Genomic DNA, 13,796 nt, shown 5'->3' on the forward strand with positions numbered 1-13,796 from the left:
CTTGCTGGGCCTATGATTCTATCGAATATCACCGTGCCATTACTAGGCTTGGTTGATACGGCGGTCATAGGTCACCTCGGGAGTGCCCATTATTTAGCAGGTATTGCCCTAGGTGCAACGGTTATTTCTATGTTGTTTTGGCTGGCGGGCTTTTTGCGCATGAGTACCACCGGGCTTATTGCCACGGCTTATGGCGAACAAAACAAGCGCCAGCTTGTGGCCTCGCTACAGAAAAGTATCATGTTAGCGCTGCTGGTGACGTTACTACTTATTGTTTGCCAGCATCCTTTAGCCTGGTTAATGGCACAACTCTCCGATGCCTCGGCGCAAACTATTGAGCAAGCCAATCATTACTTTTATATTCGTATTTACAGTGCCCCCGCAGCACTGAGTAACTTGGTGTTGTTGGGTTGGATGCTCGGTGTACAGTATGGTCGTGGCCCTTTTCTGCTGGTGTTATTAACCAATGTGGTCAATATAGCACTCGATCTTTACTTCGTATTGAGCCTAGAAATGGGAGTCAAAGGTGCGGCCTTAGCATCCGTGATGGCTGATTACTGCGCTCTCGGGTTTGCACTGTGGTTAGTGAGCCGTTTATTTAAACGCCATCAATTGCAATGGCACTGGTATTTATCCCCTAAGCTACTGCAGTTAGGCGCCTTGCTGCGTCTCAATGGCGATATTTTCTTTCGTTCGCTGATGCTGCAGCTGTGCTTTAGCTTTATGACTTTTTACGGGGCGCGCCTTGGTGATGTGGTGTTGGCGGCGAACGCGGTGTTAATGAATTTTTTATTGCTAATCAGTTTTGCTATGGATGGTATTGCTTATGCAGCGGAGGCCAAAGTGGGGCAGGCTAAAGGAGCCAAAGATGAGCAACGTGTGCGTATGTGGGTGCGTATCAGTATGCAATGGGGCTTAGTCTTTGCGTTGCTATATGCACTTATCTTCCTACTCGGTGGTGCGCAAATTATTCGGCTGCTGACCGATGTGCCCGCAGTTAACGCCATGGCGATTACTTATTTACCTTGGCTTATCGCCATGCCACTTATCGCTATGGGCTGTTTTCTATTCGATGGTGTTTTTGTGGGGCTAATGCGGGCCAAGGATATGCGCAATACCATGATCTTCTCAGCAGCTGTGGGCTTCTTTGGTGTTTTTGCCCTGACTCAAGGCTTAGGTAATCACGCACTGTGGGCGGCGATGACGGCCTTTATGGGCTTGCGCGGGATTACTTTGGCGCTGCGTTATCATCGTCTGGCCAAGTCACATCAGTTGCTGATATAACCTGCGAAAAGCGATTAGCAAAAATGCCCAGATAGCCCCAAAGGGCAAAAAATAGGGCAACGGCGAGTAGAATAAGGCCAGGGACTTGTAACAGTGGTACATAAAAGTAGCCTGCCGCAATCAGGCCCATGGCGATGGCAAATAAGCCTAAACCGATAAAAAATCGCCTGAGGCTTAGCTTGGGCTCGCTGCCCAAGCTATATACTAGGCGTTTAAACTTAGTAGTATGAGTGTTCGCCACGGCTATGCTCGGTGATATCACGCACGCCAGAGATTTCGCTAAATTTAGCGACCATTTCCTTCTCGATACCCTCTTTGAGGGTCACATCGATCATTGAACAACCATTACAGCCGCCACCGAATTGTAAAATGGCAATGCCATCAGCGGTAATTTCTACTAGCTGAACTTGACCGCCGTGATTCGCAAGCTGTGGGTTCACATCAGTTTGCAACATGTGCTCTACACGCTCCTCTAATGAGGCATCGTCAGACAACTTACGTGCTTTAGCATTAGGTGCTTTGAGAGTGAGTTGTGTGCCCATTTGGTCGGTAACAAAGTCGATTTCGGCATCTTCCAAAAAGGGTGCACTCTCACTGTCGACAACAGCATCGAAGCCATTGAAGTTCAGACGAATGTCACCTTCCTCAACGGCATCGGCAGGGCAATAAGACACCCCGCACTCAGCTTGTGATGTGCCAGGATTGACAACAAATACACGGATGTTGGTGCCTTCGGCTTGCTCACTAAGCAATTTGGCAAAGTGGCTTTGAGCAGATTCTGAAATTGTGATCATAGTAACAACGCTATACTTGACTATTTTACTCGGTTACTGCGTATCATACTCTGCTCATCGCGTTGTCGCCAGTGTTGACCGTAAAAAGTTGGCTTAATTTTAATCGGGTGGTAGCGTGAGGACTATGGTCCTCTAACAGCAATAAATTCCATGCGTCGAATACTTTTTCTAGTGGTGCTTTTATTTGCATCTTCACTGAGTGCTAAGCCACTCGATTACTACTTTAACAATGATATTCAGTTCGACCCTAATGTCCCTACACCACAGTCGGTGCTTGGGTATGAAGTCGGTGAGTGGCATGTACGCCACGATCAACTGGTTTACTATATGCGTGCTTTGGCCGATGCCAGCGAACGTGTCAATATTGAAACCATTGGATACACCCATGAGCGGCGACCACTGCTGATGTTAACGTTTGCCGCACCACAACGCCTAGCCGATATCGAGCAAGTTCGCGCACAACACTTAGCGCGCTTAGAGGGTGAGCCGGGCACGAACGATGACCCAGCTGTGGTTTACATGGGTTATAGTGTTCATGGTAATGAATCTTCAGGCAGTAATGCGGCATTATTAGTGGCGTATTACTTGGCCGCAGCACAAGATCAGCGTGTTGAGAAGCTACTCAATGACACTGTGGTGCTGTTGGACCCGTCGCTGAACCCAGATGGCTTGGCACGTTTTGCAAACTGGGCAAACTCAAACCGAGCCATGACACCCAGTGCCGACCCTCACACACGCGAACACGATGAAAACTGGCCGAGTACTCGCACTAACCATTATTGGTTTGACTTAAACCGCGACTGGTTACTACTGCAACACCCTGAGTCTCGGGCCCGTATTGCTCAGTTCCATAAGTGGCAGCCCAATGTGCTGACCGACTTTCATGAGATGGGGCCAAACAGCACTTATTTCTTTCAGCCAGGTATACCATCGCGGAAAAACCCGCTAACACCCAATGGTAATGTTGATCTAACCAAAGCCATCGCGAAACATCATGCTCGCATCCTTGATAGTGAAGAGCGCTTATATTTTACCGAAGAAGCATTTGATGATTTTTATGTTGGTAAAGGTTCCACTTACCCAGATGTGAATGGCAGCATCGGTATTCTCTTTGAGCAGGCGAGTAGCCGAGGCCATGTTCAAGACACTGTTAATGGTCAAATGGACTTTGCTTTCACCATAAAAAACCAGCTCCTTACTAGCTTCTCTACTTTTGACGCGGTGCTTGAAAACCGTCAGCAGCTACTTGATTATCAGCAGGATTTTTACCAACAAGTAGGTAAGCTCGCAGATAAAGACAAGCTGAAAGGTTATGTGGTGAGTGCACCTAAGGATGCTACCCGTTTAGATTATTTCTTAGAGTTACTCGCGCAGCATCAAATTAAGGCTTATGCACTCGAAGAACAAACCACTGTTGATAAGCACACTTTTGCTGCGGCTAATAGCTACTTTGTGCCACTGGCGCAACGCCAATACCGACTGATTAAGTCAATTTTCTCTGAGCAGCAAAGTTTTAACGACAATACCTTTTATGACGTATCTGCTTGGACACTTGCCCATGCCTTTAATCTTGAATTTGCGCCATTAAGCAGTACTTGGGGGCTGGAGCTTGCAGAGCAGCCATGGCAACTGGATGCGCAGCCATCAGCGCAAGAACTAACAAGACACTACGCGTTTGCCTTTGAGTGGTTCGACTATGATGCACCTAAATTATTAAGCTACTTGCTGCGTGAGGGAGTCAACGCTCGCGTTGCCTTAGCACCACTGAGTGCAAAAAGTGGTAACGCGACAAAACAGTTTGCGGCGGGATCTATTGTTATTCCCGCAGGCATACAACAACACGAACATTGGCTAGATATTTTAAATGAGGCGCAACAACGCTTTGCTATACCTATCGTTGCCTTGGACTCAGGATTAACCAGTAAAGGCGTTGATTTAGGTTCGCGGCAGCTTGCTCCTGTGCACTTACCAAAAGTCTTGCTGGTGGGCGGTAAGCAAACCAGCCAGTACGAGGTGGGCGAGCTGTGGTATTACTTAGATCGCCATGTGGGTATCACGCCAAGCATTATTGAGTTGGACAACCTAAGTGGTGTGAATCTAGATAATTACACCCACATCGTGCTCGCCAATGGCCGCTACTCGGCAATGAGTAAAGCGCAAAAAGTGGCACTACAAAAATGGGTTAAACGCGGTGGTGTTATCTGGGGCCAAAAAGGTGGAGCTAAGTTCTTGGTTGATCAGCAATTACTAAAAGCCAGTTATGTATCGCGTAAAGATATGGCTGCAGTATTCGCAACCGAAGGTCTCAAATATGGTGACCAAGATATGCTTGCCGGTAAGCAGCGTATCGCCGGGGCTATTTTTAATACGGAAGTCGATTTAACGCACCCGCTGAGCTATTCGTTAACTCGTAAGCAGCTGCCAGTATTCAAAAACAGCACCTTTTTGCTGGAGCAATCCAGTGCTCCGTTTGTTAACGTAGCGAAATACACCGAGAAGCCGTTATTAGCTGGGTTTACCCATGATAATAACGTAACGCAAATCGCTAATGCGGGAGCCATTGTTGCGCACTCATATGGGCAAGGTACGGTGGTCGCGATGACAGATAACCCGGTTTTCCGAGGTTTCTGGTATGGCACTAGCCGTATCTTTAGTAATGCCTTATTCTTCGGTGAGCATATTCATGCTCGCGGTGAATAATCCAAAGAGCCGGCTTTAGCCGGCTCTTTTTACTTTGCGGTTAGGCACACAACCCAGGCCGATACCTCTTTTGCCCCAGCCTCTTTTAACTTACGAGCAGCACTATCTACGGTAGCGCCTGTGGTCATGACATCATCAACGATGGCAATGTGCATACCCTGAACACGCATTCTAACGGTAAAGGCGTTGGCTAAGTTTTTGCGTCGCGAACGCGCGCCCAGCTTAGCTTGTTGCTTTGTGCTCAATGGTCTGGCAAGAGCATTGGCGACAAATAAACCTTGTGGCACCGCCTGCTGCCAAAGCAGCACACATTGATTGAAGCCGCGCCAAACAAGCCGGGGATGAGCTAAAGGGATAGGCACGATACTATCAGGCCATTGCCAATTATCAGCACGGCTAAGAGTATATAAATGCTGCTGTAAAAGCTGTGACACGGCGACCTGGTAGTGCAGCTGATGGGCGTACTTGTATTGCTTTAGCCAAGTACTCACGGGTGGCCGATACCACTGCAAAGCCACTAAGTGATCAACATAGCGCAATGGAAACAGTCGTTGAATATCGGCACGAACTAATAAGTCGGGCTCAGAGAAGGTGCTAAATGTCGCGCAACAGTGTTGACATAACTGTGCTCCCATCGGCAGAGACTGTGAACAAAGCTTGCAGTACTGCGGAAATAGCCAACTGCGCAGGTGTGATAAAGCATCCATTGCATAACCTTTAAATCCCGTTATTATTGCTACATTGCGTGCTTGGGCTCTCTGCCCAGGCAATCCGTTTTAATAGTGGGTGTGGTCGTTAGAAAATGCAAAAACAATTGGTGTTACTGCACGGTTGGGGAATGAATAATAAGGTATGGGAGCTTATTCGCCCAGAACTCAACTTTTTATTTGATGGCGAGGTACGTGCGTTGGACTTGCCAGGATATGGTGAGAGTCAGCAGTTACACACTTATGATTTACCGACTATGAGTGCGGTGCTTGCAGATCAACTGCAGGACAACAGCGTTATCGTGGGGTGGTCTTTAGGTGGGTTGGTGGCGCTTTACCTTGCCTATTTTTACCCACATAAGGTCAGCAAAGTTATCCTTGTGGCATCCACTCCATTTTTTGCCCAACAAGCCGACTGGCCGGGTATAAAAGCACAGGTTCTAGAAGATTTTAGCTCGCAACTGCTGAACAACAGCGCAAAAACCATCGAACGCTTTTTGGCTATTCAAGCAATGGGTAGTGATACCGCCCGTGCCGATACAAAGCAATTAAAAGCGTTACTTAAGCAAGCACCACCGCCTCAGGCTGAAGCATTGCGCCAAGGCCTGGATATTTTACAACACCATGACTTACGCCACGAGTTTGCCCATATTAAGCAACCAGTGGGTGCTATTTTTGGTCGTTTGGATGCCTTGGTTCCCTACAAAGCTATTGCACAAATGCAGGCGTTGCGTAGCGATTTAGATATTGCCGTGCTTGATAAGGCCTCTCATGCGCCTTTCATATCTCATAAAGATGAATTTTTAGCTACTTTAAAATCAATGCTTTGACCTAAAACCAGCGAGACATAGCCGAAACACCTTTATTTCGTCTACTTTTTGCGCAATAATAACTATAAGTGTAATTGTAATGTAGGTGGGAAAGTTATGCCTGTAGGAGCTATTTTTAATGCTGGTGTAGAAGGCTTTAATCGCGCTCAACAAGATGTTGAGCAAGCGACCGCTAACATTAATCGCGCCACTATTGAGCGCCAAGACCAACAGCAAACTCAACAGGGTCGTCAACTTCAAGGTGCCAATGCTGATGAAGCGGTAACGGCTCCGGTGTCACAGGCTCCGCGCGTGGATGAGGAGCTGGTGAATCTTAAAGTAGCTGAATTCAACGCTAAAGCTAACACTGAGTCAATTCGTACTGCCGATGAAGTGTTAGGAACAATTATCGATATTCGTGCATAGACATGAACATAGTCACGCCAACGCCAACTATTAATTTTAATACCGCAAACGTTTACACCGAGAGTGTAAGGCGTGACAACCAGCTGCGCGAAGTGATCCCCGAGCCTAAGCAGCCAGCACAGAGCGCAACCGATAATAAAGCTGCATCAGACGCAGACAAGGCACGTAACCCCGGTCAGAGTAAAGACGCGCAAAGCAGCGAAAAAGAAACAGTTGCCCAGCAGAAAACGATTAACGAGCGCGACAGTGAGGGGTTTGAGGAGCAATCTAGCGAGCAGCAGCAACAGCAGCGCGAGCAGGAACAGCAACAAATCCAAGAGCTTGCAGAACGTGACCGTGAAGTTCGAACCCACGAACAAGCCCATGCATCGGTAGGGGGTCAATATGCCGGCTCACCGAGCTACGACTATCAACGTGGTCCAGATGGCAAAAATTACGCGGTGGGTGGAGAAGTACAAATAGATGTGGGCGAAGTACCGGGCGACCCACAAGCAACCATCGAGAAGATGCAGCAGGTGCGCTCAGCGGCGTTGGCGCCAGCAGAGCCCTCCGGTGCTGATCGAGCCATAGCGAATGAAGCAACGCAAAAGCTGGCCCGGGCTCAGGCTGAGTTGGCTGGGCAACAGCTCAACACCTCTGAAGAGGACGAAACGCCAACACCGCCAGCATTCGCAACCAACGAGCCTACTCGTCGTTTTGAGCGTGACCAAGAAGTTGAATCAAGAGCCCTACGTATTGCCGATTTTTATCAGCAAGTCAGTGCGCCGCAAGAGCGCAAGCAATCGGCTTTTATGGCGCAGGTTTAGCGCTACTTTTCCTCTTACTCGTCACCCCTATACTCGACACATTTCCTATTTCGGCCTGAAATGGTTTATTTAAAAGCAACGGCACCATCATTGCGACTGCTGATGCGTTAGTGAGGGCAAAAAAAACGCAGCGGTTGCTGCGTTTTCTATCTTAAAAAAGCTTACTTCTTAAGTTTGGCAAAGGCTTCAGCGAATGCATTGCCCATAGCGGCGTTATTCGCTTCTTTAGGCTTGCGCGGTGCGCCTTTACCTTTGTTTGTAGCGCCTTGAGGCTTTCTCGTTTGTTTGCGCTCTGCTTTCGCCGCACCAGCAGCCGGTAGCTCATCGTTTAAGCGCATGGTGAAGCTGATGCGCTTACGCGACACATCCACTTCCATGACTTTAACTTTAACAATATCACCGGCTTTGACCACTTCGCGTGGATCGCTAATAAACTTGTCGGTTAACGCAGAAATATGAACTAAGCCATCTTGATGGACGCCAACATCAACAAAGGCGCCAAAGTTGGCGACATTGGAAACGACTCCCTCAAGCACCATGCCCGGCTTTAAATCGGCTATGGTATCAACACCGGCTTTAAAGGCCGCAGTCTTAAACTCAGGGCGTGGGTCGCGGCCTGGTTTGTGTAGTTCTGCAATAATATCGGTGACCGTAGGCAGGCCAAACTTATCATCGATATATTCTTGTGGATTGACGTCCTTCAATGCTTCTGCATTGGCTATCAGTGCATCAATGGGCTTACCCGTTTTTGCGCAAATGGCCTTTACGACTGGGTAGGCTTCTGGGTGCACAGCTGAAGCGTCCAGAGCATCTTTACCACCGACAATACGCAAGAATCCGGCACTTTGTTCAAAGGCTTTAGGACCTAGGCGCTCTACTTTTTTCAGCTCAGAGCGACTCACAAAGGCACCATGCTGATCACGGTATTGAACGATGTTCTGCGCCAAGGTTTTATTCAGTCCGGAAACTCGAGTTAATAGGGGCGCAGATGCGGTATTTACGTCAACACCCACGGCATTTACACAGTCTTCAACAACTGAAGTCAGGGTTTGCCCAAGCTGACTTTGTGATACATCATGCTGGTATTGGCCAACACCGATGGATTTTGGTTCAATTTTTACCAGCTCTGCTAAAGGGTCTTGCAAGCGACGGGCAATAGAAACCGCGCCACGTAATGAGACATCTAAATCCGGGAACTCTTGAGCTGCAAACTCAGACGCAGAATACACTGAAGCGCCCGCTTCACTGACCATCACTTTATTCAGTTTGAGCTCCGGTTGTGCCTTGATCAGTTCAGCGATGAGTTTATCGCTCTCACGGCTGGCGGTGCCATTACCAATGGCAATTAACTCGACTTTATGTTGACGACACAGTTGCTCAATCGTGCGTAGCGATTTATCCCATTGATTTTGTGGGGCATGAGGGAAGATGGTGGCGGTCGCTAAGACTTTGCCGGTGCTATCGACAACGGCCATTTTACACCCGGTACGCAAGCCAGGATCAAGGCCTAAAGTGACTTTCGCGCCTGCTGGCGCAGCCATTAATAAATCTTTTAGGTTCTTGGCAAACACATCTATGGCACCGGTTTCTGCATGCTCACGCATCGCCGCTAAAAACTCATTCTCTAGATGCAGTGATAGCTTCACTTTCCATGTCCACTGCGCCACTTGGGCGAGCCAGGTACTGGCTGCTTTGCCTTCCAGCGGCAAATTGAAATGCTCGGCTATCATCGACACACATAAAGCATGGCCATCAGCGCTCTCGGCGTCTGGGTTAATGCTCAGTGCCAGCACGCCCTCGTTGCGCGCACGAAGCATGGCTAAAGCGCGATGAGAGGGAACACTCGCCACACCTTCACTGTGTTCAAAGTAATCTTGGTATTTAGTTCCTGACTGCTCTTGGCCAGCAATAACCTTACTTTCAATATGACCATGCTGCTTTATATGCGCACGCAACTTGGCAAGCAGCTTGGCATCTTCGGCAAAGCGCTCCATCAGAATAGCGCGGGCACCATCTAATGCTGCCTTATTATCTGCGACTCCTTTATCGGCATCGACATATTCTGAAGCTTGGCTTTGTGGGTCAAGATCAGGGTTCTCGAATAAGGCATCGGCCAAGGGCGCCAGACCCGCTTCGATAGCAATTTGCCCTTTTGTGCGGCGCTTGGGCTTGTAGGGAAGGTAGAGGTCTTCAAGCTCTGTTTTAGTCGTTGCTGCGGCGATGTCGGCTTGCAGTTCGCTAGTGAGCTTATCTTGCTCTGCAATGGTTTTAGTAATGAATTGACGGCGCTCTTCGAGCTCACGCAGGTAACCTAATCGCTGCTCTAGGGTGCGTAATTGAGTATCGTCTAATCCACCAGTAACCTCTTTTCGGTAACGCGCGATAAACGGTACTGTTGCTCCTTCATCAAGCAACTTGGTTGCTGCGATCACCTGTTGCTCTTGCGCTTGCAACTCTTGCGCAAGCAAAGTTGTGAGATTGCCCATTGAAAACCTTTACACTTGTCGCCCTAATACGGGCACATTAATCATAATTGCATTGGATAATATCACAGCCAACAGTGAACAGAAGGGCAAATTTCGCCGTCCCTGGCGAGGTGTTTCGCTTTGCAAAACTTTGTTAATGCGGATGCTCGACGCTGGCTACAACCTCTTGAAAAGATTGTGCGACAGGAGTGATATCTAATGCGATACCTAACTTTCTGGCAATAGCACGGGCGCAGAAAACTCCAGTTACTTGCTCTTTGTCAGTCACTAATAAATAGAAACTGCCACGGTGTTCCATAGTGCTGAGTACATTACCCAAGGTGGTATTGCGTGCAGCAAGCATACTGATACAGGGCAGGGTATGCAGCGAACGCATAATATCATGAACCTGTAGCTCACTGGGGTTGATGCCCATCTGCGCTGCTTGAGTTGTGACTCGCGCGCTCTGTAATTCGACGCTAGAAGTAACGCCTAGCACGTTATTCTGTTCATCGACCACTAACAGTGCGTCGGTGGGAGTAGCGCTGGCAAGTTTTCGTGCAGCGTTCAAAGGGGTGTTAGCCAAAATGCGAATAGGCGCTTGGGCTGTAAAATCTTGCAGTAATGTCATGGCATTACTGTTTGTGTTTAACGCCTCTGGTACAACTTGGGGAGCAGTAAATTGGCTCGCATTTGTTACGTAATGAGTACGTAGGGTTTTAAAATCAGTCATGATCTTCTCCAAATAATTGTTAATAAAAAACAGCTTATTTAAAGAAAATGGGAGGCGCTCGTTGTTGTGGGCGTAAGTTACATAGTGCACCTTTACCTAGCTCGGCGTGAGCCGCTCTAAGTGCTAAGGATTGGTATGTATTTGCTGAAATTGAAGTAGCGGTAAAGTCAAAATCTTTCTCGCTATCTTTATCTTGAGCTGGGCTTGATGTAGCTTCTAACTCGAGGGCGACACTAGGCTGATCAGTAACGCTACAAAATTGCGTGTGAGCATTGGCAACACTCCAGCTGTTAAGCACAAGTAGGCTGAGTACCAATAATATTATGTGTTTTACACTGTATTTGTGCATCACTATACTCGCCTAAAAATACCGCTACATTTAACTATGGAATGTAGACTGTGAATTAAAACTGAACAAAAAGCAATGAAAACGAAATTAATTACACGCCGTGGATACCAGCAGTTGCAACGAGAGTTAGACCACTTATGGCGCACCGAGCGCCCAGAAGTAACGAAGAAAGTCGCTTGGGCGGCGAGCTTAGGTGATCGCTCGGAAAATGCAGATTATCAGTATAATAAAAAGCGTCTGAGGGAAATAGACAGGCGCGTGCGCTATTTGCGTAAGCGCTTAGAAGACCTTCAAGTCGTTGATTACAGCCCTCAGCAAGAAGGAAAAGTATTTTTTGGCGCCTATGTCGAAGTGGAAGATGAACAAGGCGAAGTGTTACGCTTTCAAATTGTCGGTCCAGATGAAATTTATGATAGCAAAACTGTCATCTCAATTGATGCACCAATGGCGCGAGCGTTGTTAAAAAAGCAGGTTGATGATGAGGCCTGGGTATCTACCCCGACAGGGCGCAAACTTTGGTACATCAATGACATTCACTATCGCAGTGACGATAGTTAGGCCGACAACAAATGTAACAATCTAATTGTTGTTGTACATTTCCCCTGCCCGCTATTTCGAATATAGTTAATGAAGGAAAAACAACGAAAAGAAAAATAATGGGACAGGAAACAACAAAAATCCTCGTTGTCGATGATGACATGCGCTTACGCAGCCTTTTGGAGCGCTATCTAGTTGAGCAAGGATTTATCGTACGCAGCGCCGCCAATGCCGAACAAATGGATAAGCTATTAGAACGAGAAAACTTTCATTTGATGGTTTTAGATTTAATGTTGCCCGGCGAAGATGGCCTTTCAATTTGTCGTCGTTTGCGACAAAAAGAAAATGAAATTCCTATCGTGATGTTGACCGCTAAGGGTGACGAGGTTGATCGTATTATTGGCCTCGAATTAGGTGCTGACGATTACATTCCTAAACCGTTTAACCCACGCGAACTATTGGCTCGAGTGAAGGCTATTTTGCGTCGTCGCGCTAAAGAAGTGCCGGGTGCGCCTTCATCAGAAGAAAACTTAGTTAAGTTCGGTGACTTTGCGCTAAATCTGGCAACGCGAGAAATGACTCAAGGAGATGAGGTTATTTCACTGACCAGTGGCGAGTTCGCGGTACTGAAAGCTCTTGTTTCACACCCACGTGAACCACTGAGCCGCGATAAGCTTATGAACTTGGCTAGGGGCCGTGATTACAGCGCTTTGGAGCGCAGTATCGATGTGCAAGTATCACGTTTAAGACGGATGATCGAAGCCGATGCCGCGAACCCTCGTTATATTCAAACAGTGTGGGGACTGGGCTATGTATTTGTGCCCGACGGCAACAAGTAAATGAGCTTATTTCCCAAAAGCGCATTTGGGCAAACGGTATTTTTAGTTGGTGCTTTGCTACTTATAAACCAAGTGGTGTCCTATGTTGCGGTGAGCTTCTATGTGGTCAAGCCGACCATCGAGCAAGTGAATATCATGCTCGCAAAGCAGGTGAAAACGGTATTCATTGGTGTCGATGATGGCGTCGAAGTCAGTGATGAAGTGTCGAAACGCTTCTTAGAAGAAACAGGAATCGAGTTACTCACCCAGCGCGAGGCTTACATTAACGGGCTAGGGCAAGCTCGTGAATATTCAATGCTCTCCAACATTATGTCGCAGCAGCTTAATGGTTCGGCCCGTGTGCGTATTAGTCAAACTAATCCATTGGTGTATTGGATAGAACCGCCGCAGGCTCCAGGATACTGGGTGCGGGTGCCACTATCTGGCTTCACCGAAGCCAATATTGAGTTTTTAACCTTTTACCTAACCAGTATTGGCTTTCTCAGTGTGCTGGGAGGGTGGTTATTTGCGCGGCACCTAAACCGCCCACTCAAAGCACTCCAAGAAGCGGCGATGAAGGTGAGTAAAGGCGACTTTAGCACCGTTGTTGATGAGCAAGGCTCGACTGAAATGGTTGAGGTAACGCGAGCCTTCAATCAGATGTCGCGTAGCATTGCTGCGCTAGAGCAAGATCGGCGCTTGTTAATGGCTGGGGTATCACATGACTTGCGAACGCCGTTGACCCGTATTCGCCTAGCCACTGAAATGATGTCTGATGATGAGGACTATCTGCGCGAAGGTATTATTCACGATATAGAAGATATGAACGCAATCATTGATCAGTTCATTGAATATCTACGCCACCATGACAAAGGGGATAACCAACCTGAAGATCTCAACGCTTTGGTTGAAGAGGTGGTCCATGCTGAGCAACAGCATGGCCGAGATATCACACTCACTTTGAACCCCAGCCTTCCTAATGTGCCGATAAGTTGTGTGGCAATCAAGCGTGTACTCACCAATATGATAGAGAATGCCTTGCGTTATTCTGATGACAGCATAGAGGTGAATACTCACTTTTGTGCGCGCAAGAAATACGTCTGTGTCAGTGTGTTAGACAAAGGGCCTGGCATCCCTGAATCTGAGCTGGAGAAGGTGTTCGCGCCTTTTACCCAAGGTGACCAGGCACGAGGTAGTGAAGGCAGCGGTTTAGGGCTGGCGATTATTAAGCGCATCGTTACCATGCACAATGGCAAGGTTGAGCTCAAGAACCGTGAACAGGGCGGCTTGTGTGCAACTATATACTTACCAATAAAAACGCCAGCGTAATGCTGGCGTGGGATTGAATTCTCAGCGCAATGGCTAAGT

14 protein-coding genes are annotated in these 13,796 nt (G+C 47.8%); 8 read left to right on the forward strand and 6 right to left on the reverse strand.

Annotated elements, in window-relative coordinates:
- The first annotated feature begins 12 nt into the window (after positions 1 to 12).
- Positions 13 to 1,284, forward strand: coding sequence for an MATE family efflux transporter DinF (dinF, locus tag MHM93_RS11090; RefSeq protein WP_239449183.1), 1,272 nt, complete (start codon positions 13 to 15; stop codon positions 1,282 to 1,284).
- Here the strand turns inward: dinF and MHM93_RS11095 are convergent.
- Both MHM93_RS11095 and nfuA read right to left on the reverse strand, forming a co-directional pair.
- Positions 1,229 to 1,525: a hypothetical protein gene (locus MHM93_RS11095; protein WP_239449184.1), complete on the reverse strand. Its 297-nt coding sequence runs from the start codon at positions 1,523 to 1,525 to the stop codon at positions 1,229 to 1,231. The genes dinF and MHM93_RS11095 overlap by 56 nt on opposite strands.
- Positions 1,503 to 2,078 (reverse strand): Fe-S biogenesis protein NfuA, encoded by a 576-nt coding sequence (nfuA, locus tag MHM93_RS11100; protein WP_022943718.1) that lies wholly within the window; start codon positions 2,076 to 2,078, stop codon positions 1,503 to 1,505. The genes MHM93_RS11095 and nfuA overlap by 23 nt, the downstream gene beginning before the upstream one ends.
- 150 nt (positions 2,079 to 2,228) lie before the next feature.
- Here nfuA and MHM93_RS11105 point away from each other — a divergent pair, with 150 nt between their 5' ends.
- The gene (locus MHM93_RS11105; protein ID WP_239449185.1) at positions 2,229 to 4,778 is read left to right on the forward strand and encodes a M14 metallopeptidase family protein; all 2,550 of its coding nucleotides are present in this window, start codon (positions 2,229 to 2,231) and stop codon (positions 4,776 to 4,778) included.
- Positions 4,779 to 4,807: 29 nt separating this feature from the next.
- Here MHM93_RS11105 and MHM93_RS11110 read toward each other — a convergent pair whose 3' ends face one another.
- Positions 4,808 to 5,485 carry a ComF family protein gene (locus MHM93_RS11110; RefSeq protein WP_053909928.1) on the reverse strand — a complete coding sequence of 226 codons (678 nt, stop codon included), beginning with the start codon at positions 5,483 to 5,485 and terminating at the stop codon, positions 4,808 to 4,810.
- A gap of 95 nt (positions 5,486 to 5,580) precedes the next feature.
- Between MHM93_RS11110 and bioH the strand changes: the two genes are divergently transcribed.
- The 3 genes from bioH to MHM93_RS11125 all read left to right on the forward strand — a co-directional run bounded on the left by bioH (position 5,581) and on the right by MHM93_RS11125 (position 7,526).
- Positions 5,581 to 6,315 carry a pimeloyl-ACP methyl ester esterase BioH gene (gene bioH / locus MHM93_RS11115; RefSeq protein WP_239408747.1) on the forward strand — a complete coding sequence of 245 codons (735 nt, stop codon included), beginning with the start codon at positions 5,581 to 5,583 and terminating at the stop codon, positions 6,313 to 6,315.
- Positions 6,316 to 6,411: 96 nt separating this feature from the next.
- Positions 6,412 to 6,720: a hypothetical protein gene (locus MHM93_RS11120; RefSeq protein ID WP_022943722.1), complete on the forward strand. Its 309-nt coding sequence runs from the start codon at positions 6,412 to 6,414 to the stop codon at positions 6,718 to 6,720.
- Positions 6,721 to 6,722: 2 nt separating this feature from the next.
- The gene (locus MHM93_RS11125; RefSeq protein WP_239449186.1) at positions 6,723 to 7,526 is read left to right on the forward strand and encodes a putative metalloprotease CJM1_0395 family protein; all 804 of its coding nucleotides are present in this window, start codon (positions 6,723 to 6,725) and stop codon (positions 7,524 to 7,526) included.
- A gap of 161 nt (positions 7,527 to 7,687) precedes the next feature.
- Here MHM93_RS11125 and MHM93_RS11130 read toward each other — a convergent pair whose 3' ends face one another.
- The 3 genes from MHM93_RS11130 to MHM93_RS11140 all read right to left on the reverse strand — a co-directional run bounded on the left by MHM93_RS11130 (position 7,688) and on the right by MHM93_RS11140 (position 11,073).
- Entirely contained in the window at positions 7,688 to 10,012 is a 2,325-nt protein-coding gene (locus tag MHM93_RS11130; protein WP_239449187.1) for a Tex family protein, read from the reverse strand.
- A 133-nt stretch (positions 10,013 to 10,145) separates the two neighbouring features.
- Positions 10,146 to 10,724, reverse strand: coding sequence for a hypothetical protein (locus MHM93_RS11135; RefSeq protein ID WP_130147061.1), 579 nt, complete (start codon positions 10,722 to 10,724; stop codon positions 10,146 to 10,148).
- A gap of 34 nt (positions 10,725 to 10,758) precedes the next feature.
- On the reverse strand, positions 10,759 to 11,073 hold the full coding sequence (locus MHM93_RS11140; protein WP_239449188.1) for a hypothetical protein: 315 nt from the start codon (positions 11,071 to 11,073) through the stop codon (positions 10,759 to 10,761).
- A gap of 75 nt (positions 11,074 to 11,148) precedes the next feature.
- Between MHM93_RS11140 and greB the strand changes: the two genes are divergently transcribed.
- The 3 genes from greB (at position 11,149) to envZ (ending at position 13,757) form a co-directional block, all read left to right on the forward strand.
- Positions 11,149 to 11,631, forward strand: coding sequence for a transcription elongation factor GreB (gene greB, locus MHM93_RS11145; protein ID WP_022943727.1), 483 nt, complete (start codon positions 11,149 to 11,151; stop codon positions 11,629 to 11,631).
- Positions 11,632 to 11,729: 98 nt separating this feature from the next.
- Positions 11,730 to 12,449 carry a two-component system response regulator OmpR gene (gene ompR / locus MHM93_RS11150; RefSeq protein WP_022943728.1) on the forward strand — a complete coding sequence of 240 codons (720 nt, stop codon included), beginning with the start codon at positions 11,730 to 11,732 and terminating at the stop codon, positions 12,447 to 12,449.
- Positions 12,450 to 13,757 carry a two-component system sensor histidine kinase EnvZ gene (envZ, locus tag MHM93_RS11155; protein WP_239449189.1) on the forward strand — a complete coding sequence of 436 codons (1,308 nt, stop codon included), beginning with the start codon at positions 12,450 to 12,452 and terminating at the stop codon, positions 13,755 to 13,757.
- Positions 13,758 to 13,796: the final 39 nt, after the last annotated feature.

The sequence above is a fragment of the Pseudoalteromonas sp. MM17-2 genome (assembly GCF_022347945.1).
Lineage (GTDB): Bacteria > Pseudomonadota > Gammaproteobacteria > Enterobacterales > Alteromonadaceae > Pseudoalteromonas > Pseudoalteromonas ruthenica.

What these genes read in the sequence shown, in the direction of transcription:
- MHM93_RS11130 (WP_239449187.1), bottom strand. Translation starts at nt 10,012, where the DNA reads ATGGGCAATCTCACAACTTTGCTTGCGCAAGAGTTGCAAGCGCAAGAG.
- dinF (WP_239449183.1), top strand. Translation starts at nt 13, where the DNA reads ATGATTCTATCGAATATCACCGTGCCATTACTAGGCTTGGTTGATACG.
- envZ (WP_239449189.1), top strand. Translation starts at nt 12,450, where the DNA reads ATGAGCTTATTTCCCAAAAGCGCATTTGGGCAAACGGTATTTTTAGTT.
- MHM93_RS11135 (WP_130147061.1), bottom strand. Translation starts at nt 10,724, where the DNA reads ATGACTGATTTTAAAACCCTACGTACTCATTACGTAACAAATGCGAGC.
- nfuA (WP_022943718.1), bottom strand. Translation starts at nt 2,078, where the DNA reads ATGATCACAATTTCAGAATCTGCTCAAAGCCACTTTGCCAAATTGCTT.
- MHM93_RS11110 (WP_053909928.1), bottom strand. Translation starts at nt 5,485, where the DNA reads ATGGATGCTTTATCACACCTGCGCAGTTGGCTATTTCCGCAGTACTGC.
- MHM93_RS11140 (WP_239449188.1), bottom strand. Translation starts at nt 11,073, where the DNA reads ATGCACAAATACAGTGTAAAACACATAATATTATTGGTACTCAGCCTA.
- MHM93_RS11125 (WP_239449186.1), top strand. Translation starts at nt 6,723, where the DNA reads ATGAACATAGTCACGCCAACGCCAACTATTAATTTTAATACCGCAAAC.
- ompR (WP_022943728.1), top strand. Translation starts at nt 11,730, where the DNA reads ATGGGACAGGAAACAACAAAAATCCTCGTTGTCGATGATGACATGCGC.
- greB (WP_022943727.1), top strand. Translation starts at nt 11,149, where the DNA reads ATGAAAACGAAATTAATTACACGCCGTGGATACCAGCAGTTGCAACGA.
- MHM93_RS11120 (WP_022943722.1), top strand. Translation starts at nt 6,412, where the DNA reads ATGCCTGTAGGAGCTATTTTTAATGCTGGTGTAGAAGGCTTTAATCGC.
- MHM93_RS11105 (WP_239449185.1), top strand. Translation starts at nt 2,229, where the DNA reads ATGCGTCGAATACTTTTTCTAGTGGTGCTTTTATTTGCATCTTCACTG.
- bioH (WP_239408747.1), top strand. Translation starts at nt 5,581, where the DNA reads ATGCAAAAACAATTGGTGTTACTGCACGGTTGGGGAATGAATAATAAG.